At 62.9% G+C, this 20357-nt stretch carries 19 protein-coding genes; 8 read left to right on the forward strand and 11 right to left on the reverse strand.

The features are described 5' to 3' along the window. Position 1: 1 nt before the first annotated feature. Entirely contained in the window at positions 2-2164 is a 2163-nt protein-coding gene (locus A3AI_RS0125620; protein WP_024518331.1) for a tetratricopeptide repeat protein, read from the reverse strand. Positions 2165-2488: 324 nt separating this feature from the next. Here A3AI_RS0125620 and A3AI_RS0125625 point away from each other — a divergent pair, with 324 nt between their 5' ends. Further along, complete coding sequence (locus tag A3AI_RS0125625) at positions 2489-3694, forward strand: CaiB/BaiF CoA transferase family protein (protein WP_024518332.1); 1206 nt, start codon at positions 2489-2491, stop codon at positions 3692-3694. Between the two features lie 9 nt (positions 3695-3703). Beyond that, positions 3704-4348 carry a glutathione S-transferase family protein gene (locus A3AI_RS0125630; RefSeq protein ID WP_024518333.1) on the forward strand — a complete coding sequence of 215 codons (645 nt, stop codon included), beginning with the start codon at positions 3704-3706 and terminating at the stop codon, positions 4346-4348. 107 nt (positions 4349-4455) lie between these two features. Here A3AI_RS0125630 and A3AI_RS48850 read toward each other — a convergent pair whose 3' ends face one another. From A3AI_RS48850 to A3AI_RS0125650, 4 genes are all read right to left on the reverse strand, one after another. Continuing rightward, positions 4456-4626, reverse strand: coding sequence for a hypothetical protein (locus tag A3AI_RS48850; protein ID WP_198030209.1), 171 nt, complete (start codon positions 4624-4626; stop codon positions 4456-4458). A 16-nt stretch (positions 4627-4642) separates the two neighbouring features. Then, positions 4643-6040, reverse strand: coding sequence for an MFS transporter (locus A3AI_RS0125640; protein WP_024518334.1), 1398 nt, complete (start codon positions 6038-6040; stop codon positions 4643-4645). A 118-nt stretch (positions 6041-6158) separates the two neighbouring features. Continuing rightward, the gene (locus A3AI_RS0125645; protein WP_024518335.1) at positions 6159-7730 is read right to left on the reverse strand and encodes a hypothetical protein; all 1572 of its coding nucleotides are present in this window, start codon (positions 7728-7730) and stop codon (positions 6159-6161) included. A gap of 100 nt (positions 7731-7830) precedes the next feature. Continuing rightward, complete coding sequence (locus tag A3AI_RS0125650; protein WP_245286952.1) at positions 7831-9099, reverse strand: superantigen-like protein SSL4; 1269 nt, start codon at positions 9097-9099, stop codon at positions 7831-7833. A 285-nt stretch (positions 9100-9384) separates the two neighbouring features. Between A3AI_RS0125650 and A3AI_RS0125655 the strand changes: the two genes are divergently transcribed. The 6 genes from A3AI_RS0125655 to A3AI_RS47910 all read left to right on the forward strand — a co-directional run bounded on the left by A3AI_RS0125655 (position 9385) and on the right by A3AI_RS47910 (position 14692). After that, a complete protein-coding gene (locus A3AI_RS0125655) occupies positions 9385-9759 on the forward strand; it encodes a Crp/Fnr family transcriptional regulator (protein WP_024518337.1) in 375 nt (124 codons plus the stop codon). Continuing rightward, on the forward strand, positions 9756-10571 hold the full coding sequence (locus A3AI_RS0125660) for an MBL fold metallo-hydrolase (RefSeq protein WP_024518338.1): 816 nt from the start codon (positions 9756-9758) through the stop codon (positions 10569-10571). Before A3AI_RS0125655 ends, A3AI_RS0125660 begins: the two co-directional genes overlap by 4 nt. Before the next feature lie 111 nt (positions 10572-10682). Beyond that, a complete protein-coding gene (locus A3AI_RS0125665; protein WP_024518339.1) occupies positions 10683-11297 on the forward strand; it encodes a glutathione S-transferase family protein in 615 nt (204 codons plus the stop codon). Positions 11298-11786: 489 nt separating this feature from the next. After that, positions 11787-13112, forward strand: coding sequence for an MFS transporter (locus tag A3AI_RS0125670; protein WP_024518340.1), 1326 nt, complete (start codon positions 11787-11789; stop codon positions 13110-13112). Positions 13113-13483: 371 nt separating this feature from the next. Continuing rightward, on the forward strand, positions 13484-14533 hold the full coding sequence (locus A3AI_RS0125675) for an alpha/beta fold hydrolase (RefSeq protein ID WP_024518341.1): 1050 nt from the start codon (positions 13484-13486) through the stop codon (positions 14531-14533). Positions 14534-14542: 9 nt separating this feature from the next. After that, positions 14543-14692, forward strand: coding sequence for a hypothetical protein (locus tag A3AI_RS47910; RefSeq protein ID WP_156927941.1), 150 nt, complete (start codon positions 14543-14545; stop codon positions 14690-14692). Between the two features lie 54 nt (positions 14693-14746). On the opposite strand, the gene A3AI_RS0125685 is transcribed toward A3AI_RS47910, so the two are convergent. The 6 genes from A3AI_RS0125685 to A3AI_RS0125710 form a co-directional block, all read right to left on the reverse strand. Then, positions 14747-15604 (reverse strand): D-amino-acid transaminase, encoded by an 858-nt coding sequence (locus A3AI_RS0125685; protein WP_024518342.1) that lies wholly within the window; start codon positions 15602-15604, stop codon positions 14747-14749. A 170-nt stretch (positions 15605-15774) separates the two neighbouring features. Continuing rightward, positions 15775-16506, reverse strand: coding sequence for an amino acid ABC transporter ATP-binding protein (locus A3AI_RS0125690; protein ID WP_024518343.1), 732 nt, complete (start codon positions 16504-16506; stop codon positions 15775-15777). A 10-nt stretch (positions 16507-16516) separates the two neighbouring features. Further along, positions 16517-17209, reverse strand: a complete 693-nt coding sequence (locus A3AI_RS0125695; protein WP_024518344.1) for an amino acid ABC transporter permease — start codon at positions 17207-17209, stop codon at positions 16517-16519. 2 nt (positions 17210-17211) lie between these two features. After that, the gene (locus A3AI_RS0125700) at positions 17212-17943 is read right to left on the reverse strand and encodes an amino acid ABC transporter permease (RefSeq protein ID WP_024518345.1); all 732 of its coding nucleotides are present in this window, start codon (positions 17941-17943) and stop codon (positions 17212-17214) included. 94 nt (positions 17944-18037) lie between these two features. Next, a complete protein-coding gene (locus tag A3AI_RS0125705) occupies positions 18038-18955 on the reverse strand; it encodes an amino acid ABC transporter substrate-binding protein (RefSeq protein WP_024518346.1) in 918 nt (305 codons plus the stop codon). Between the two features lie 95 nt (positions 18956-19050). Next, a complete protein-coding gene (locus A3AI_RS0125710) occupies positions 19051-20355 on the reverse strand; it encodes an MFS transporter (RefSeq protein WP_024518347.1) in 1305 nt (434 codons plus the stop codon). Positions 20356-20357: the final 2 nt, after the last annotated feature.

Here is a 20357-nt window from a genome sequence, read left to right on the forward strand (position 1 = left end):
CTTACAGGCAGGTGCCCCCGGCGTTGGGGGTGTTGCCGCAAGGCACTTTTTTCGAGAGCTGTTGAATCTTCTGCCGCGCCTCGGTCTGCGCCAGCATGTCGAATACGTTCCCCGGGGCGAACTGCGTCGACCGCCGGTAATCGTCGGTCGCCTTGCCGAAATCGTTCTGCGCCTCGTAGATTTTCGCGCGCGCAAAATAATTCCCGACCGTCTCGCGCTGGGAGATCGCCTTGTTGAGATCGTCCAGAGCCTTGTCCACTTCGTGCATGGCGAGCCAGATCAGGCTGCGCAGCTGCAAGGCGTCCGCATTATTCGGCTGCCTGCCGAGGACGACATTGACGTCGACCAGCGCGCCGGTCGCATCCTTCTGCGCCAGTAGCGCCCTGGCACGAAGCTCCCGCGCCAGCGTGTCATAATTGGTGTTCTTTCCGACCACCTGGTTGAGAGCCACCAGCGCGCGCTCGTTCTGGCCGGACACCAGCATTGCCAGTCCCTGCCCGAGTTCCGCAAGCTGATTGTTCGGGTTGCGATCGAGTGCGGATTTGATGTCGATCGTACCTTCGGCCGTGTTGCCCTTGAGAAGCAGGGTCAAACCCCGCGCGGCCCGCGCGACATCGTTGGTGGGGCTCAGAACAAGCGCCTGATCGAAATCTACCAGCGCCTTGTCGTATTGGTGGACCTCCATGTAGATCTGGCCGCGCTCGCCATAAGGCGGGCTCTCCTTCGGATTGAGGGAAACCGAGCGATCAAGGTCGGCCAGCGCCTCCTGCGTTTTTCCCATGGCATGATAAACCATGCCACGATTGCTATAGGCCACCGCGTTGTTGTGATCGGCGCCGATCGCCAGATTTGCGTCCGCGAGACTCTGGTCGAATTGCCTCAAGCCGAAAGATGCCAGGGCACGGGTCGACAGCATCTGCGAGTCATTCGGCTTTAGCTTGAGCACGGCATCGATGTCCGCGCGGCCATCGGCAAAGCGGCCGACGGCAATCAAGGACACAGCCCGCAGGCGGAGTGCGGCTTCGTTGCCGGGCTCGGCCGCAAGCACCTGGTTGAGCGGCGTCACGGCATCCGCAAACCTCTTCTGGCCAATCAGCTGCACGGCCTGCGCGACCAGCTGGCTCTGTGATTGCGAGGGAGCTGGCACGCCGATGACCGCCGGCACCCTTGCATAGGGAACCGGCGATTGGGCCGGCACGCCAACGATCCCGGGAGTCCGAGTTTGGGGAACGGTCGCGGGCTGCGCCGGCTGCACCGCAGGCGCGGCCGCAGTCTGCTGGGGCCCGGCGGCGGCCGCTGGCTGCGCGTCACGCACCTTGGCAAGCTCGGCCTGCATCGCGACCGCCGCCTGGCGCTGCTGCTGGACCACCTTGTTGTCTGGTACGAACGACAACAGCCTGTCGAAATCCGCGATGGCACGTGCATAGTCGCCCTTGGCGGTGAAGAGCTCGGCGCGGGCGTAATAGGCAGCGCGCTCGGTTTGCGGCGCCTGCGCAATCGCGCGCGAAAAATCATCGATCGCCCGGTCGACATCGCCCTTGCGGCGATAGACCTGGCCGCGCCAGAAGAAGCCGCCCTGCACGGTCGCGTTCATTGACAGCGCAGCATTGAGGTCGCCAAGGGCCTGGTCGAGCTGACCGGTCTCGAAATGGGCCCGTCCGCGCCCGACATAGGCTTGCACAAAGTCCTGTCGCAATGCGATCGCCTGGTCGAAATCGGCGAGCGCCTCGGTCCAGGCCTTCTGGTCGGTGCGCAGGAAACCGCGCGACGTCAACACGGAAGGATTTTTCGGGTCGAGCTCGACCGCGCGATCATAGTCGGCGAGCGCCTGATCCAGTTTGCCGGTGCGTTGGCGCACATAGGCACGCGACACCAGTGCGCCGATCGATTGCGGATTGAGCTGCAGAGCGGTTTCGGCATCGGCGAGACCCGCATCGATCTTGCCGCGGCCGGTGAAGAAGCGCGACCGGCTGAAATAGGCCTTCACCCGATCATCGGCCGAACGCTGCGCGTCGCCGAGGATCGCGGTGCAGGCAGCCTCGACCTTGTCGGTGACTGGCCCGGTGCAATCCTCGAGATCGCCGGCTGTGGCCGCGTCCTGCTCCCAGCACAGCGCGACGAAAACGCATGACGCCAACAACCGGACGCGAAAGGACGACATCATGGTGCCTCTCTTCTTCGCCTTTGTTAGAGGTCTGGATTGCCGAGGCGTGTTGGCGCACGCCCATGACAGCCTGCCTGACCTCTCGCAACTGCGGCGAGCATATTGCCAGATTCAATGCCACTGTCGATGACAGGCTCGAACTTGTGATCAAGAGGTCGAGGATTCGTGGTTCGCCCCGCGTCCTGCCACTTCCATGGCAGGTTCCGGATGAGGCGTTGCATCGGCGCCCAACATGGGTCAAATGCATGTATCCGACCGTCTCCGGCACAATTCCGGTGCGCGGAAACAAACGCGAAAAAACAACAGAGCGGAGCGACGCCAGCGATGGAAAAGGGCATCTTTGAAGGGCTGAAGGTTCTGGATTGCGCGAGTTTCATCGCAGCTCCCGCCGCCGCCACCGTGCTGTCGGACTTCGGCGCCGATGTGATCAAGATCGAGCCGCCAGGTTCGGGCGATCCCTATCGTAACCTGCCGAACCTGCCGGGCTATCCGCACAGCGAGCACAACTTCGCCTGGATGCTGGAGGCGCGGAACAAGAAGAGCCTGGCGCTCGACCTGACCAAGCCGGACGCTCGGGAAGTGCTCTACAAGCTCGTCAGCGAAGCCGATGTCTTCATCACCAATATGCCGCCCGGGGTGCGCGAGAAGCTCGGCATCACGCACGAACATCTGGGACATCTGAACGATCGACTGATCTACGCCTCCTTCACCGGCTATGGCGAGAAGGGCGAGGAAGCCAACAAACCCGGCTTCGACAGCAACGCCTATTGGGCGCGCTCGGGGCTCATGGACCTCGTGCGCGCCGACGAGGACACCACGCCCGCGCGCTCGGTCGCCGGCATGGGCGACCACCCTTGCGCGATGGCGTTCTACAGCGCGATCGTCACCGCCCTCTATCGGCGCGAGCGCACCGGCAAGGGCGGCCACGTCTCGACCAATCTGATGGCGAACGGCATCTGGGCCAATGGCGTGCTGGCGCAGGCAAAACTCTGCGGCGCCAAATTCTCCAAGCGGCGGCCGCGAGAGCACGCGCTCAATGCTGTGACCAATCACTACAAATGCAAGGACGGCCGCTGGATCATCCTTTCGCTTTTGAACGAGGAGCGGCAATGGCCGACCTTGATGCGCTGCCTGGGGCGGGAAGACCTGATCGAGGATTCCCGCTTCGCCACCAAGGCGGACCGGCACTCGCGATCGGTCGAGCTGATCCGGATCTTTGACGAGATCTTTGTGACCAGGCCTCTCGCCGAATGGCGCAGGCTGCTCGACGGCAATGGGCTGGTGTTCGGCGTGGTCGGCATCCTCGACGACATCCCGACTGACCAGCAGATGATCGACAATGACGTGCTGGTTCCGTTCACCAACGACACCATGCTGACGATCAACAGCCCGATCTGGATCGACGGCGCGAACAAGGTGCGGCCGAACAAGCCGCCCGGCATCGGCGAGCACAGCGACGAGATCCTGCGCAAGGCCGGCTATGACGAAGCGACGATCCGGAAGCTGCGTTCGTCAGGTGCGGTCGGTTAGGAGCGCAATATGCCCAGTTACCGGCTGCATTATTTCCCGGAATCCGGCAACAGCTACAAGCTTGCATTGATGCTGACGCTGTGCGGCCAAACGTTCGAGCCGGTGTGGACCGATTTCGGCGGCGGCGTGACTCGGACGGAGGAGTGGCGCAGGACCGTCAACCCTATGGGCGAGATTCCGGTGCTGGAGGAGGACGGCGAACGGCTGACCCAGACCGCGCCGATCCTGCTCGAGCTCGCCGCGCGATATGGCCGGTTCGGTGCAACCAGCAAGGAGGAGCAGTTCGAGCTGCTGCGCTGGCTGTTCTGGGACAATCACAAGCTCACCGGCTACATGGCGACCTACCGCTTCATGCGCACCTTCACGACGTCAGCCGACCCGCAGGTGCTGAAGCATTTCCGCAGACGGCTTGACGATTTTCTCTCGATTCTCGAGCTGCACGTCCAGAGGAATGCGTTCGCGATCGGCGACAAGCCGACCATCGCCGACATCTCCATGATGGCCTATCTGCACTATCCATCCGACGAGCACGGCTATGACTTCGCGACCAGCCATCCGGCGATCGATGGCTGGCTCAAGCGCATGGCCACGCTGCCCGGCTGGCAATCGGCCTATGATCTCCTGCCCGGCAAGCGCCTGACGCATTACGCGTGAACGCGAGATCCGGGCCTAAAGCGCGATGAGATTTGGTTGAATCGTCATCGCGCTTTAGTGAGCATGATCTTTTCGGAAAACCGCTGCAGGCTTTTCCGGATCATGCTTTAGCGGTTGAGCCAGGCCCAGACGATCGCAACCGCGATGACGCCGACGATGATGGCGAAGACGATCGCCCAACCGCTGACCCTTATGTCGCCGGTGGTCTGGCGCTCGGCCTCGTTCTGCGCGATCACGCGGTTGCGCTGCTGCTTGTCATCGTTGCCGGCATCGGTCATCGCCCGCCCTTTGATTTCAGGTTCCGGCTTTCGCCTCGGTTCCAAGCTTAGCGCCAAATGATGTCGGTTGCTCAACGGCCTTTCTGCCGGTGATCCGGCTCAAGCCGAACGCCGCCAGCGCGGCACAGAGCGCGGCTCCGGCCGCGGTGAGGAACACGGCCTCAGTGCTCCATTTTCCGGCCAGCAGCACACCGCCCACCAGGGGACCTACGATCGAGCCGACCCGGCCCATGCCCAGCGCCCAGCCCACGCCGGTCGCCCTCACCGAGGTCGGATAAAAGCCCGCCGCCAGCGCGTTGGCGGCGATCTGGCCGCCGATGACGCAGAAGCCCGCGGCAAAGATCGCGACCGAGACCAGGGTCGCGGACTGGCCGAGCTGGCCGATCGCGCCGACCGCAAACACCGCTGCGAAATAGACCAGCGCCAGTGCGCGGAACGAGAAGCGGTCAATGACGCTTCCCAAAGCAAAGGTTCCGACCACGCCGCCGACCTGCAGCATCGATCCGATCAGGACAGCCTCCGACACCGACGCTCCGAGGTCATTCAGGACGGTCGGCAGCCAGTTCGCCAGGAAATAGATGTCGAGCAGACTCATGAAGAACACGACCCAGAGCAGCAACGTGACCGGTGTCCGCCCCTCGCGGAACAGGTGGGCGACCGGCAGCCCCGCAAGCTGCGGCTCGTGCACCTGGAACTGGACGCCGGGCGCAAACGCCGTATGCGGGCTGATCTGTTTCAGCAGTTCCGCAACCCGCTCCGGCGCGTGACCCCTGGTCGCCAGGAAGCGCACCGATTCCGGCAGGCGCAGGATCAGGATCGGCACTATGACAAGCGGCGCCAGGCCGCCGACGACGAATACCGCCCGCCAGCCGAATTGCGGTATCAGCCATGCGGCAAGCAGGCCGCCCAGCGCGGCTCCGATCGAGAAGCCGCAGAACATGATCATCACCATGGTGGCGCGGCGCCGCTGCGGATTGAACTCCGCCGTCATCGCAACGGCGTTCGGCATGGCGCCGCCGAGCCCGAGGCCGGTCAGGAAGCGGATCATCAGCAGCGCATTGACGTCGCCGGCGAGCGGTGTGGCGAGAGCGCCGAGGCCAAAGGCAAGCGTGCTGGCCACGATGATCGTCTTGCGTCCGATGCGGTCGGCCAGCGGCCCGAAGACGAGCGCGCCGATCATCAGCCCGAACAGCCCGGCGCTGAACACCGGCCCCAGCGCCCCCTTGGTCAGGCCCCATTCCCTGGCAAGCGCGGGCGCGACAAAGCCGATCGCCTGGGTGTCGAAACCGTCGAGGAACAGCACGGCCGCACAGATCAGCAGCAGCCGGAAATGGAAGCCGCCGACCGGCTGTCGATCGATGAAATCGACGAGATCGATGACCGGCGTGCCGGCCTTGGCATCGTGGCCCGCCATCCCTCCCTCCCCTCTCAAGCCCCGCGGTTCTCATCGACCGCTGTTGGGCCAGGAGCGTACCCTGCTTGACTGCGGACGCAAGGCGTCTTTCGGAGAAGTGAGCCGGCGCGTCCCACGCCTATCTGTTCTTCACGAAGCACATGCCCATCCGGCTTGCCGGGCTCATCGCCTGGCAGGCCAGCCCCTCGGCGCAGCTCCAGTTGCGGAAGCTTGCATCGTCTTCAGCTGCCTTGGCGTGTTGCACATAGCAATGCGCGCCCCAGCCATTGTCATATTCGGTCCCGGCGAGTTCGGTCGAGCCGCGCGACTGCGGGCGGCTGGCAAAGCCGCGCGAGAAATCGACCGGCTTGCCCGCGGCGAACGAGGCCAGGATATCGCGTCGCCGCACCTGGTCGCCGAAGAAGTGCGGAGACGCCGGCACCACGACGGTATTGGACGGCTTTGCCGCCATCCAGTCGACACCGGGGAAATGGAAACCGCCGATGCCGCGGGTCTGATGACAACCGGCACAGGTGACGTCGTTCAGCCTGCGCTCGAAGCCGGCGGTCGAGCGAATGTTTTGCATGGCAATGCCGCGAGCCGCTGCCGTCTTCAGCGCACCGACGACATCGTCCTCGCTGAACACCGGATTGTCAGTGCCATCCTCGCCCGCCACCAGGCCGAAGGCCGGCTGCAGGTTCGAGGCCGCAAAGCCCGTCGGGGTCGGCGCGATCGCCGACCTGCTGAGGAATTTTTCCGGGATCAGCACAGTACCGCGATCGAGCTCACTCAGATGCGCGGGATCGAGCAGCCAGGCCTTGAACTCGCGCTGCAGATCATGATCGGCCAACAGCCGCTGCCGATCGATCTGGTCTTCCAGCGGCGCTTCCTCGAAGCTCTTCGACGCGGCGTCGTAGTCGAACACCTTCATCAGATAGTCGGTGCGGAAATCCCGCGATTCCGTTTTCGGCGCATGCGCAATCTGCAGGTTGGTCTCGATGCGGACGATATCGTCGGGCCCGACGGAGGCGAGCGCGCCACCGTCTTGCGTCAGCCGGTCGGCAAGCTCGCTGCCTGTGAGCTTGAGATCTTCGGTCGCAAGCCAGCGCCGTGCAATCTCGGCACAGGTGAGCGGCGTCCCCTTCGCATCGTGATCGCGATCGCCCTTGGCCTTCAGCACCATGTTCAAGGTCATCGGCAGCCGCGGCGACACTGAGGCTTCGCCGATCTCGGCCGCCTTGGTCGGTGTCAGGCGATAGATCAGCCTGATCTCGCCGCAGGAGGCGGGATCGACATAGGCGCGGTCCATGCGGTTGACGATGCCTGACAAAACAAAGCGCGTGTCGGGCGAGTCGAGCGCGGCGCGGTCGAACAGCTGGAACGCAAAAGAGGGCCCGACGCCGATGCTCTCGTTCGGCAATGTCGCCTTGTGGCGGGCGATGTAGCGTTCGAACTCGGCGTCCAGCGCTTTGCGCACGGGCTGCAGCGCAGGCAGCGCGAACAGCTCGCTGCTCGCAAGCGGCGCGGTCGCGGAATTGCTCGGGCCGACCATGCGACCGAGACCAAGGCTGCCGGCATCGAGCGCACGCAAGGTAAAAGGATCCGTGATCGCGGTGCCGCGCGCGAGTGGAGCTTTGTCCGCTGTCTGCGCAAAGGCTGCCTGACCGAGCAGAACGACGAACAGGAGAAGCGATCGTGAGAAACGGTGCATGATCAGGACTAACACCGCAACATCCCGGCCTATTCAAGGACAAAGGCGCTTCACGTTGGGGTGAAGCGCCTTTGCAATCGGGAATATTTTCTTGAGCGTGTTAACGAGCGACGATCAAGCCCTTCGGTGTCACGACCACCCAGCGGCCGTCCTGTTTGCGGATCGCCTCGACCCGGCCGATGCCCGGAATGGGATCTCCGGCAAACACCTCGTAGAGACCGGTGCGACCTTCGATCAGCGCCGAGCCGCGCCCGGCGTCGCGCAGCACCCAGCCCTCGACCGTTGGCAACCGGCCGATCTCGGGCTTTGGCGGAGCACCGGCTGCGGCGGCGGTCGGCGAGGCCTGCGACATCGGCAATGGCTGGGCACCTGCGGGTGCCAACACCGTTCCCGTGACATCCTTCGGCGTGGCGGCCGCGACCGTGACGGGCGCAGCAGCTTGCGCGGGCGCCGCAGCACGCAGCTTGTCGACGGCTTCGCTCAGCTTGGCGAGTTTCGCGGAGGGTTCGGCCTGTGCCTTCTCGATCCGCTCGAGCCGGTCGCTGGTCTTGTTGAACTGGGCAAGACCTGACTTCGTGGTCTGCTCGAGACCCGACTTCAGCGCCACGATGTCGGCATCGATCCGCGCCACCGACGCCTCCAGCGCGCCGGTATTGTTCGGCGGACTCACCGCCGCCCGCTCGGTGAAATGAGAAAGTCCGGCGGTCGCAAACGCGCCACCGGCAGCACCGGCGATCGCGGCAAGCAGCAGCATCGCGGCCATCGCAGCGAAACGACGCCCGCCATTGCGCGCGGGCGGCGCCTCCTTGTCCGTCTTCGGCTCGGCGCTACGGCTTTCGAAGCTTGCCTTTTCGTAGCTTGCCCTTTCGAAGTTTCCCTGGCTGCTCTTCCAGCTGCCCTCACGCGGCGACATGATCAGCAACTCGCGTGGTGCAAGTGGCAGCTCAGCCTTGACCGGCTCGATCCTGACTGGCTCGATCTTGTCGGCCTCGACCTTGGGCGCGTCGCCCTTTGCCGCCTCGTCCTTTGTCGGCTCGTCCTTGGCCGGCTCGTCCTTGGTCGTGTCGGGCTTGGGCGTGTCGAGCTTGGGCGCCTCAGCCGCCGCAGCTTCGATCTTGAACGGCTCGGCCTTCGGCATCTCCGCTTTGGGCATCTCTGCTTTGGCCATCTCCGCCGCCGGCTCAGGGGCCTTGTCGTCAGCTTTGGCCATCTCCTGCGCGGGGGCGGTGCCAGGGGCTTCGACGCTGCGCGCTTCCTGCACCGACGCCATCACCCGGTCGATCAAGGCATCGGAGGAATTGGAAACGGCCGGTCCGGTGCTGAGGGAACCAGTTTCACTGCCACTCTGCTCGGCTTGTTGTTCGCTCACGATCGAGATCTCCAGCAAAGATTGACCATTTGGTAACTTTCATTGCTTGCCAATTCGTTACTGCCACCCCTCCGGGAGGAGACTTACCGAAATTTTAGGGAATTTTACGAGGCGGATTTGGGTCGAGAGCATGGCAGCGCCTGCCGCAATCCGGCGACCATGCTGCCCCGCAGTATCGATCTTACGCCTGCCGGCGGCGTTTGCGTGTCCGGATTTCCCGATTAACATGCATTGGCGACGACCTTGGACAGGGGCCAGAACGGCGGGAATGCCAGCGGGAGTGTCATGGCGATCGAGAAATGCATCAACGAGTTTGATGTCGGCGACGTCATATTCGAGGAAGGCTCCAGGGGCCGCGAACTCTACGTGGTGCTGGACGGCGAGGTCGAGATCGCCAAGATCGATGGCGCGGCCAAGACTGTCATTGTCACCCTCGGCAAGGGCGAGTTCTTCGGCGAGATGGCGGTCATCGACGGCTCCTCGCGCTCGGCAACCGCAATCGCCGCCTCGCCGAAAACCCGTGTCATGCGCATCAATCATGCCCGCTTCGTCTACCTGGTCAGCCAGCAGCCGGCCTTCGCACTTATGATCATGGACGCGCTCTCAAAGCGCCTGCGTGTCTCCAACGATCGCACCTTCCGGACGGCGGCGAGCCAATGAGCGACCGCAGACCCTCGCCCTTCAAGATCCTGCTCGACACCGAGCTCTGCACGCTGATTGCGGCGATGCCCGATGTCTACCAGATCCGCTTCAAGAACCGCGCGGCCAACGCCTATCTCGTGGTCGGATCGAAACGCACGATCATGATCGACGTCGGCCTGTCCTCGAACTTTCCGCATCTCCTCACCTGCCTGAATCATGTCGGCGTCACGCCAGACAAGATCGACATGGTGGTCTTGAGCCACGAGCATCTCGACCATATCGGTGCGGCCTATCATTTCAATGGCAAGCGCACCTATGTCGCGGCCCACAGGCTTGCCGCCAACAAGATCATGCTGCGCGACGACTTCTCCATGCTGCGCAAGATGTTCAATGAGCCGAACGTGCCGATCGATATCGACATTTGGCTCGAAGAGGGCAACATGATCGATCTCGGCAACTTCCGCCTCGAGGTGATGTATACGCCCGGCCACACCTCGGCCTGCATCACCTTGTTCGATCCCGACAAGGGGCTGCTGTTTGCCGCGGACACGCTGATGCCCGGCGGCGTGATGGGCGGCGTATTCGGCTCGGGGTCGATCGCCGACTACATCCAGTCGCTGGAGCGGCTGAAGGGACTGAACTCCAAGATCCTGCTGTCCGGCCACGGCCGCCTCTCCGACACGCCGCAGGAGGACGTGCGGATCGCAATCCAGAGGAGCCACGACCTGCTCTCCGATACCGCGCAATTGTTCGACGCGCTGGATGCGCGCGCCAATTTCGAGCCGATCATGCAATCGGTGCGCGACCTCAACAAGCTCGACGACAATTGATGCGTGGTGCCAATAGTTGATGGCCGGCGTCAATTCGAAACGTTTGACAATGAGCTGAGCCATCTGCTCAAAAGCAGTGCCATCAAACAAGACGCAAAGGGAGGAGGAGACATGAAGCTTTACGATTCGATCGGGCCGAACCCACAGATCGTCCGCATGTTCATGGCGGAGAAGGGCATCGAGATCCCGAAGCAGACCGTGGACCTGCGCGGCGGCGAGAACCGGCAGGAGGCGCATCTCAAGCGCAACCCGATGGGCCAGATGCCCTCGCTCGAGCTCGATGACGGCTTCCATCTCGCCGAGGTGGTGCCGATCTGCGAATATCTCGAGGAAAAATATCCGACCCCGCCCTTGATCGGCGCGACGGCGGAAGAGCGTGCTGAATGCCGGATGTGGACGCGCCGCGTCGACCTCAACATCGCCGAGCCCATGACCAACGGCTTCCGCTTTGGCGAAGGCTTGAAGTTTTTCGAAAAGCGCGTCGTCTGCGTGCCCGAAGCCTCGCCCGGCCTGAAGAAGATCGCCGCTCACCGCCTGCAATGGCTGAACGAGCAGATGGCGGATGGCCGCGACTATCTCTGCGGCAAGCGTTTTACGCTGGCAGACATCCTGCTCTACTGCTTCATCACATTCGCAGGCACGGTTGGCCAGCCGCCCGACCCCGCCAACAAAAACGTGACTGCCTGGCTCGCCCGCATCGGCGCGCGGCCATCGGCCAAGGCGTAGGTGGTCCGCTCGATTCAGTTCCAACTTTCGAGCATCCATTCATTCCGCTGTCAATCGCCCGGCTCGCCCGGGCGATCCAGTATTCCGGAGACCTCGGAGTTTGAGCTCAAATGCCTCTGGGACAGTGGATCGCCAGCCGGAGCTTGTCATCGGGCGGCGCTTCGCACCGACCCGGTGGCGGGGCATGACGACAAGCAACCACGTTCTCGCGGCGCGTTTCGCCCCGCCTCACGTGTCGTGACGATCGCGATACGTCCCTCTGCCAACGAGCGGATAGGTGAAATCATTCGACCGATTCTACCTTTCGAAAAACAGAATTATTTTTGCCAGAGCGCGCCACCGACCGCAGTGCACCATTGCGTGTCGAGATGGACATCAGAAAAATGGGATTTGCACTCATCATCCTCGACCGTCATAGTTTGGCAAAACGCTGCCCGGATTTTTGAACGGGCTCTTCGTCACAACAATTACAAAGCGGGAGGCCTCGCCATGGAAGACGTAGAGAAGCGGGTCATCGGCAAGGTGATGTGGCGGCTCATCCCATTTCTCATCCTGTGCTATTTCGTGGCCTACCTTGATCGCGTCAATGTCGGATTTGCCAAGCTGCACATGAACCAGGCGCTTGGTTTGAGTGAGGCCGCCTTCGGACTGGGCGCCGGCTTGTTCTTCGTCGGCTATTTCGTGTTCGAAGTACCCTCCAACATCTTTTTGGAAAGAGTTGGCGCGCGCGTCTGGATCGCCCGCATCATGATCACCTGGGGGATCGTCTCGGCGGCTTTCGCCTTTATCCCGTCGATTTCGGCGGCGACCGGAATGCCGACAACGGGGGTTTTCTATTCTCTCCGTTTGTTACTCGGCGCCTGCGAGGCGGGCTTCTTTCCGGGCATCATCTTCTACCTGACACTGTGGTTCCCGGCGGTCTACCGCGCCCGGGTCATCAGCCTGTTCATGCTGGCGATCCCGATTTCATCCATCATAGGATCACCCATCTCCGGGCTTCTGCTCGGCCTGACAGGCTGGGGTTTGGAAGGCTGGCAATGGCTGTTCATTCTCGAGGCGTTGCCGTCGGTTCTGGTGGGTATCGGCGTCCTGATCTATCTAACCGATTTCCCGCGCCAGGCCCGCTGGCTGCAACCAGATGAGATTGCGTGGCTTGAGAACGTGCAGGCCACCGAGAAGCGAAACAAGGAGAAAGTCGAACACCTGTCCATGCTACAGGCACTCACGGATCCCCGCATTTTCCTCTGCGCTCTGGTCTATTTCTGCCTGAACGCCGCAAGTTACGGTGTGGCGTTCTTCCTGCCGACCATCATCAAGAGTTTTGGCGTGAGCGACACCCAGACCGGATTGCTCGCCGCACTGCCCTTTGTCTTCGGTGCCGTGGGCATGGTGCTGCTCGGTCGCCATTCCGATCGGACCATGGAACGGAAAGGTCACGTCGCCGCCGCGCTTTTGATGGCCGCGGTCGGAATCGGATTGGCAGGCTTCGTTTCGAACCCCGTCATCGTCATGGCGTTGCTTTGTTTTGCACAGATCGGCGTCTCGGCGGTCCCCCCGATGTTCTGGCCGCTGCCAGCAAGCTTGCTGACGGGGGCGTCGGCCGCCGCCGGTATCGCCGCGATCAATTCGCTTGGAAATCTTTCCGGCTTCGCTGGCCCTTACGCGATGGGCTATCTGAAGGATTTGACCGGCAACTTTACCGCCGGCCTTGTGTTGCTGGCGGGTTGCTCGCTGTTGGGCGCAGTCGTGGTCATGATGCTACGCATCGATGCCAGGCGCGAGCACATGTCGGGTGAAGTCGTCATGGCGCACTAGGCTCACGCGGGTCGCGTGGGCTGAGGCACGGTCGAGACAGGTGAGCACCGCAGCCATACTCTCGGCGGTGAACGCGTTTCGAGCCCATAGCTGCGGCTCGAGCGGGATCTGGTGCTCCCCGCGGCGCAGCTCGCGACGGCTGGAATCCAGCACAAAGCCGTTGAAATAATAGAGCAAACTGCAAACCCTGCCAGCCCATGCCAGCCGCGTGGCGAGTCCATCACATCCGCCCTGCCGCAAAAATCAAAGGGTTCTGAAGCACAAATCCAACCGTTCTGAAAGCGCATGACACTGAATGAGAGTATGGAGGTCGTACTCCCGGTCGCCGTGATGCAAATGACCGCCGGGACGACGGAAATAAGGAGACCAACATGTCCGAGGACATCAATCATCGCCGGCGCGACCTTCTCAGGATCGCCGCGACAGCACTCGCAGCCGCCCAGTTCGGCGCCATCGGTGCGGCAAGTGCGCAGGCTCAGGCGAAGCCAGTGCCCGCGATCACGCCCGGAACCAACACCTCTTTCGCACCGCTGAAGCAGATCGATGCCGGGCTGTTGAACGTCGGCTATGCCGAGGCCGGTCCGGCCAATGGTCCGGCCGTGATTCTGTTGCACGGCTGGCCCTACGACATCTACAGCTTCGTCGACGTGACGCCGCTGCTGGCGGAGGCCGGTTTCCGCGTTATCGTGCCCTATCTGCGCGGCTATGGCACGACGCATTTCCTGTCCAGCGACACGTTCCGCAATGGCCAGCCCGCCGCGGTCGCCGCCGACATCATCGCGCTGATGGATGCACTGAAGATCGAGAAGGCGACGCTGGCCGGCTTCGATTGGGGCGCGCGGACCGCGAACATCATCGCCGCAGCCTATCCCGAGCGCTGCAAGGCCATGGTCTCGGTCAGCGGGTACCTGATCTCGAGCCAGGAGTCCGGCAAGATGCCGTTGCCGCCGTCAGCCGAGTTGCAATGGTGGTACCAGTTCTATTTCGCGACCGAGCGCGGTCGGGAAGGCTATGACAAGTATCGCCATGACTTTTCGAGGCTGATCTGGCAGCTTGCCTCGCCGAAGTGGAAGTTCGATGACGCGACCTACGACCGCAGCGCCAAGGCGTTCGAGAACCCCGACCATGTCGCGATCGTGATCCACAATTACCGCTGGCGGATGGCGCTTGCCGAGGGCGAGGCGCGTTACGCTGATCTCGACAAGATCATCGCCGCAACCCCTGTGATCACCGTGCCGACCATCACCATGGAAGGCGATGCCAATGGCGCGCCGCATCCGCCGCCGGCAGCCTATGCCAAGAAATTCTCCGGCAAGTATGAGCACCGCGACATCAAGGGCGGCATCGGACACAATCTGCCGCAGGAGGCGCCACAAGCTTTCGCGCAAGCCGTCGTCGACGCCGCCGCGCTGGCCGGATGAGGGATCGCGATGCGCAGGATCATTGTCATCGGCGTGCTCGCCGTCATCGCGCTGCTGCTGATCGCGCAGTTCGGCCCCTCACTGGTGCGCGGCGAAACCGTGCGCCAAACGGCTGGTCAAGCCTCGCCGGTCTCCGGCGTCACGCGGTTTGCGCGGTGAGAATCGCGGCGGTCAGGAGACCAGGAGCCTGATCGCCGTAGCAGTCGTTAAAGATCACACCGCGGTTGCGCGGGCGAAATCGACATAGATCTCGCGCAGCCGGCCCGCCATCGGCCCCGGCTTGCCGCTGCCGACTGGCTTGCCGTCGATCGAGACCACCGGCTGCACGAAGGACGAGGCGCTGGTGATGAAAGCTTCCTTAGCGGCGAGCGCTTCGGCGACCGTGAACGCCCGTTCCTCGACGCGCAGCTGGCGCTCCTCGGCGAGCTTGACCACGGCCTTGCGGGTGCAGCCGGGAAGAATCTCGCGACCGTTCTGCCGCGTCACCAGCACGTCGGCCTGTGTCAGAATGAAGGCCGTGGACGAGCCGCCCTCGGTCACCTTGCCGTCCTCGATCATCCACGCTTCCCCCGCTCCGGCCGCAGCGGCCGCCTGCTTGGCGAGCACCTGCGCCAGCAGCGCGACGCTCTTGATGTCGCGCCGTTCCCAGCGGATGTCGGGCACCGTGATCACGGCAATGCCGGTCTTGGCCGCGGGCGCGTTGACGATGTCCTTGACGGACGTGAACATCACGAGCGTCGGCTTGACGCCCTTTGGAAACGGGAAATCGCGACCTGTGTCGGCGCCGCGCGTCACCTCGAGATAGACCAGGCCGCTCTCGAGCTTGTTGCGCGCGACCAGCTCCTTCTGGATTTCCTCGATCCGCTGCAGGCTTTCCGGCAGCTCCAGCGCAATCTCCCCGACCGAGCGCTTCAGCCGCGCCAAGTGCGAGGCGTTATCGACCAGCTTGGCATCCAACACCGCCGCGACCTCGTAGATGCCGTCGGCGAACAGGAAGCCGCGGTCGAGAACCGAGACCTTGGCCTCGGAAAGCGGCACGAAGGATCCGTTGACGTAAGCGATCGAGTCCAAAGCGAGGCTCCTGCCAGTGAGGCTTTAGGGGGAGTTTGAGGTATCGTATAGAGCAATCGGGGACCGCGATAAACCCTTGGCACCGTCATTCCGATCCGTGCGAAGCACCGGACCCGGAAACTCGAGATTCCGGGTTCAGCCCTGCGGGCTGCCCCGGAATGACGGTGCACTTAATGCGACAAGATCTTCGACAGGAACTTCTGCGCGCGGTCGCTGCGGGGTTTGCCGAAGAAGTCCTGCTTCGGCGCGTCCTCGACGATCTCGCCCTTGTCCATGAAGATCACGCGGTGGGCGACCTTGCGGGCAAAACCCATTTCATGGGTCACCACCATCATGGTCATGCCCTCGCGCGCGAGATCGACCATCACGTCCAGCACCTCGCTGATCATTTCGGGGTCGAGCGCCGAGGTCGGCTCGTCGAACAGCATGGCGATCGGGTCCATGGCGAGCGCGCGCGCGATCGCGACGCGCTGCTGCTGGCCGCCGGACAGTTCGGCGGGAAATTTTTGGGCATGGTCCTTCAGGCCGACGCGCTCGAGCAACTTCATGGCCTTGCCGACCGCCTCGTCATGCTTGCGGCCGAGCACCTTCTCCTGCGCAAGGCAGAGATTGTCGATGATCCGCAAGTGCGGAAACAGCTCGAAATGCTGGAACACCATGCCGACGCGGGCGCGAAGCTTCGGCAGATTGGTCTTGCGATCGTTGATCTGGATGCCGTCAATCGAAATGCTGCCCTCCTGGAACGGCTCCAGCGCATTGACGCATTTGATCAGGGTCGACTTGCCCGAGCCCGACGGGCCGCACACCACCACGACCTCGCCCTTGGCAACGCTGGTCGTGCAATCCTTCAGCGCCTGGAAAATCGGCGTGTACCATTTGCTGACGTGACTGATCTCGATCATGCGGTCTCGCTTATCGGACAATGGCGATGCGCGTCTGCAGGCGGCGGACGCCGAAGGACGCGACACAGGAGATGACGAAATAGACCAGCGCCGCGAACAGATACATCTCGACCAGCCGCCCGTCGCGCTGGCCGACGATGCTGGCAGCGCCGAGGAAATCCGGGATCGACACCACATAGACCAGCGAGGTGTCCTGGAACAGCACGATGGTCTGGGTGAGCAGCACCGGCAGCATGTTGCGGAAGGCCTGCGGCAGCACGACATAGCGCATGGTCTGGCTGTAGGTCAGGCCCAGCGCCTGCGCTGCCGCGGGCTGGCCGCGTGAGATCGACTGGATGCCGGCGCGCATGATCTCGGAGAAATAGGCAGCCTCGAACATGATGAAGGTGATGAGCGAGGAAGCAAAGGCGCCGACCTTGATCGGGCGCGGCGAGCCTGTCAGCCACTGTCCGATATAGGGCACCAGGAAATAGAACCAGAAGATCACCAGCACCAGCGGCAGCGATCGGATGAAGTCGACATAGAGCCCGGCGATACGCCCGAGCAGGCGAAAGCCGGATAGCCGCATCAAGGCGATCAGCGTCCCCAGCGTGATTCCGCCGACCGCGGATAGCGCGGTCAATGTCAGTGTGAAGGTCATGCCGTCGAGGAACAGGTAGGGCAGCGCGCGGCGGATGACGTCGAAATCGAAATTGGCGAACATGCTCATTTCCCCGAGATGTAACCGGGGATCGCGACGCGCCGCTCGATGAGGCGCATGGCGACGACGACGACGATATTGATTGCGAGATACATCACGGTCGCGGCGGTAAAGGCCTCGAACACCTGGAAGGAGAACTCCTGCATGGAGCGCGCTTGGCCCGTCAGTTCCAGCAGGCCGATGGTGATGGCGACCGCGGTGTTCTTGATGGTGTTGAGAAATTCCGATGTCAGCGGCGGCAGGATGATGCGATACGCGATCGGCAGCAATACGTAGATGTAAGACTGCGTCGTGGTCAGGCCGAGCGCTGTCGCGGCCTGCTTCTGACCGCGCGGCAGCGAGGTGATGCCGGCTCTGAGCTGCTCGGCAACGCGCGCCGACATGAACAGCCCGATGCCAATCGCCGCGGTATAGAACGGCGCATGCGGCAGCTGCTTCAGCCACAACCCCCAGGCGTTCGGCAACAGCTCCGGCAGCACGAAGAACCAGAGGAAGATCTGCACCAGCAGCGGCATGTTGCGGAAGAATTCCACATAGGCGAAGCCGATCAGGTTGGCAGGCTTTGACGGCAGCGTGCGCATCACGCCGATCATGGAGCCCGTGATCAGCGCGATGATCCAGGCGCAGAGCGAGGTGGCAATCGTCAGCCACAGTCCCGACAGCAGCATGTCGAGATAGGTGCCGGCCCCGGTCGGGTTCGGCTCAAAGAAGATGTGCCAGTTCCAGTGATAGTTCACGGGAGCTTTCCGCCAAAGGGTCAATCGTTGCGCCGCTCATGCAATGGACGGGCCATTGCATGAGCGTATCGCGATCTTTTTGGATGCTGGCTCTTCACATCGCCTTGTACGACGCGGGATCCGGCGAATCCGAGGGCTTTGCGAATTCGGCCTTCAGCTCCGGCGAGATCGGCGTGTTGAGGTTCAGCCCCTTGGGCGGGATCTTGGACATGAACCACTTGTCGTAGAGCTTCTGGCCCTCGCCGCTGGTGTAGACCGCGGCGGTCGCCGCATCGACCACCTTCTTGAAGGCGGGATCATCCTTGCGCAGCATGATGCCGTAGGGCTCGGGCGTGGAGAACGCGTCCGTGGAGATCGCATAGATCGACGGATCCTTCGATCCCGCCACCAGGCTCGCCAGGAGAATATCGTCCATCACGAAAGCCACGGCGCGATCGGTCTCCACCATCAGGAAGGCTTCGGCATGATCCTTGGCGGGAATGATGTTGGCGCCAAGACCGCGGGCGGCATTGGCCTCGGTCAGCTGCTTGATATTGGTGGTGCCGGCGGTGGACACCACCGACTTGCCCTTCAGGTCGGCGATCGACTTGATGCCGCTCGCCTTCTTGAAGACATAGCGGCTTGCGGTGAGAAAATGCGTGTTGGTGAAGGCGATCTGCTTCTGCCGCTCGGCATTGTTGGTGGTCGAGCCGCATTCGAGATCGACGGTGCCGTTGGCGAGCAGCGGGATGCGGTTCGACGAGGTCACCGGCTCGAGCTTGACGTCGAGCTTGTCGAGCTTGAGTTCCTTCTTCACGGCATCGACAATCTTGTAACAAAGGTCCATGGCAAATCCGACCGGTTTCTGATTGTCGTCGAGATAGGAAAACGGAATCGAGGACTCGCGGTAGCCGAGCGTGATGGAGCCGCTATCCTTGATGCTCTTCAGAGTGCCGGTCAGGTCTTCGGCATGAGCCGCGCCGACGCAGAAGGCGGCGGCGACCGCAAGACCGAGAATATCGAAACGTTTCATGTTTGGTTCTCCCCATTTTCGGATTGCCCGGATGCTTGCACAAACCGGGCCAGTTTAGAAATGTGACTTTCGGCGGTCATGGCCTCCACAGGCCTCTATGCGCCCGCTGCATCCGCCGAGGTCCGGCGGATCGTGATCAGCGCGCACAAGCTCAAAATAGCGACCGCAGTCAAGTAGTATCCGGGGGCGAGATCGCCGATCGCCGGGAAGCCGCCGAGCCAGGTCATGGTTGCCGGGCCCATGCCGCCGAAGACGGTGACGCCGATATTGTAGCTCAGGCCGAGCCCGGTCGCCCGTGTCGCCGGCGGGAACAGCTCCGACATCAACGCCGCCAGCGGTCCGTAGTAGAGCCCCTTCAGGATCCCGAGCCACAGCACGCCCGAGACGATGATGACCGGCGTCGGCCGCCCCGTCAGCAGCAGGAAGGTCGGAAAGATGCAGAGGAGCAGCAGCGCGCCGAGCGCGATCATATGCGTGGTGCGACCGATCCGGTCGGAGGCCGCACCGGCAATCGGCGACAGCAGCATGACAGCGGCCTGGCCGACGAGCGCGGCAACGAATCCGACGGACGGCGGCAGGTTCAGCGTCTTCACGACATAGGTCGGCATGAACACGATGAGGTAATTGACCGCGGTCGACACCGCGAGCGCGCCGATCGCAAGGATCACCCGCAACTTCTGCTCGGCAAAGACAAGCCCGACCGGGGAGCCCTCCGTGGTCGCGCCTTGCGTCGCCGGCGACTCCTCGATGTGGTTGCGGATATAGATGCCGACCGGCCCGATCAGCACGCCGAAGAAGAACGGCAGGCGCCAGCCCCATTCCTGCAGATCGGCCGGCGTCAGCACCGCGGTCAAGAGCGCGCCGAAGCCGGCCCCTAGCAGACCGCTGAGGCCCTGGCTTGCGAACTGCCAGCTCGCGACAAAGCCGCGCCGGTGCGGCATGTGCTCGACCAGGAATGCCGTCGATGAGCCGAACTCGCCGCCCGCGGAAAAGCCCTGCACCAGGCGGGCGAGGATGACGAGCAGCGGCGCCAGCACGCCGATGGTCGCAAAGCTCGGCATGACGGCAACCGCAAGCGTGCCGAAGGTCATCATGACGATGGAGGCCATCAGCGAGGCCTTGCGGCCGTAACGGTCGGCATAGGCGCCGAGCATGATGCCGCCGATCGGACGGATCAGGAAGGACAGCCCGAAGGTGCCGAAGGTCAGCAGCAGTGAGGTGGTCGGATCATTGGCCGGAAAGAAGGCCTTTGAGATATAGACGGCGAAGTAGCCGTAGATCGCGATGTCGAACCACTCCAGCGCATTGCCGATGGAGGTTGCGACAATGAGTTTTGTTACGCTCTGCTCGCTGAGCGCCGCGCGTGCGACGTCACGCGTCTCAGCCTGGGCCAGTGCCATAG

It is taken from the genome of Bradyrhizobium sp. Tv2a-2, from assembly GCF_000472425.1.
In the GTDB taxonomy this organism is placed as follows: Bacteria; Pseudomonadota; Alphaproteobacteria; order Rhizobiales; family Xanthobacteraceae; genus Bradyrhizobium.

Bases quoted from the DNA above. Each gene is read 5' to 3' on its own strand.
- A3AI_RS0125620 (WP_024518331.1), bottom strand. From the start codon at position 2,164: ATGATGTCGTCCTTTCGCGTCCGGTTGTTGGCGTCATGCGTTTTCGTC.
- A3AI_RS0125625 (WP_024518332.1), top strand. From the start codon at position 2,489: ATGGAAAAGGGCATCTTTGAAGGGCTGAAGGTTCTGGATTGCGCGAGT.
- A3AI_RS0125630 (WP_024518333.1), top strand. From the start codon at position 3,704: ATGCCCAGTTACCGGCTGCATTATTTCCCGGAATCCGGCAACAGCTAC.
- A3AI_RS48850 (WP_198030209.1), bottom strand. From the start codon at position 4,626: ATGACCGATGCCGGCAACGATGACAAGCAGCAGCGCAACCGCGTGATC.
- A3AI_RS0125640 (WP_024518334.1), bottom strand. From the start codon at position 6,040: ATGGCGGGCCACGATGCCAAGGCCGGCACGCCGGTCATCGATCTCGTC.
- A3AI_RS0125645 (WP_024518335.1), bottom strand. From the start codon at position 7,730: ATGCACCGTTTCTCACGATCGCTTCTCCTGTTCGTCGTTCTGCTCGGT.
- A3AI_RS0125655 (WP_024518337.1), top strand. From the start codon at position 9,385: ATGGCGATCGAGAAATGCATCAACGAGTTTGATGTCGGCGACGTCATA.
- A3AI_RS0125660 (WP_024518338.1), top strand. From the start codon at position 9,756: ATGAGCGACCGCAGACCCTCGCCCTTCAAGATCCTGCTCGACACCGAG.
- A3AI_RS0125665 (WP_024518339.1), top strand. From the start codon at position 10,683: ATGAAGCTTTACGATTCGATCGGGCCGAACCCACAGATCGTCCGCATG.
- A3AI_RS0125670 (WP_024518340.1), top strand. From the start codon at position 11,787: ATGGAAGACGTAGAGAAGCGGGTCATCGGCAAGGTGATGTGGCGGCTC.
- A3AI_RS0125675 (WP_024518341.1), top strand. From the start codon at position 13,484: ATGTCCGAGGACATCAATCATCGCCGGCGCGACCTTCTCAGGATCGCC.
- A3AI_RS47910 (WP_156927941.1), top strand. From the start codon at position 14,543: ATGCGCAGGATCATTGTCATCGGCGTGCTCGCCGTCATCGCGCTGCTG.
- A3AI_RS0125690 (WP_024518343.1), bottom strand. From the start codon at position 16,506: ATGATCGAGATCAGTCACGTCAGCAAATGGTACACGCCGATTTTCCAG.
- A3AI_RS0125695 (WP_024518344.1), bottom strand. From the start codon at position 17,209: ATGTTCGCCAATTTCGATTTCGACGTCATCCGCCGCGCGCTGCCCTAC.
- A3AI_RS0125705 (WP_024518346.1), bottom strand. From the start codon at position 18,955: ATGAAACGTTTCGATATTCTCGGTCTTGCGGTCGCCGCCGCCTTCTGC.
- A3AI_RS0125710 (WP_024518347.1), bottom strand. From the start codon at position 20,355: ATGGCACTGGCCCAGGCTGAGACGCGTGACGTCGCACGCGCGGCGCTC.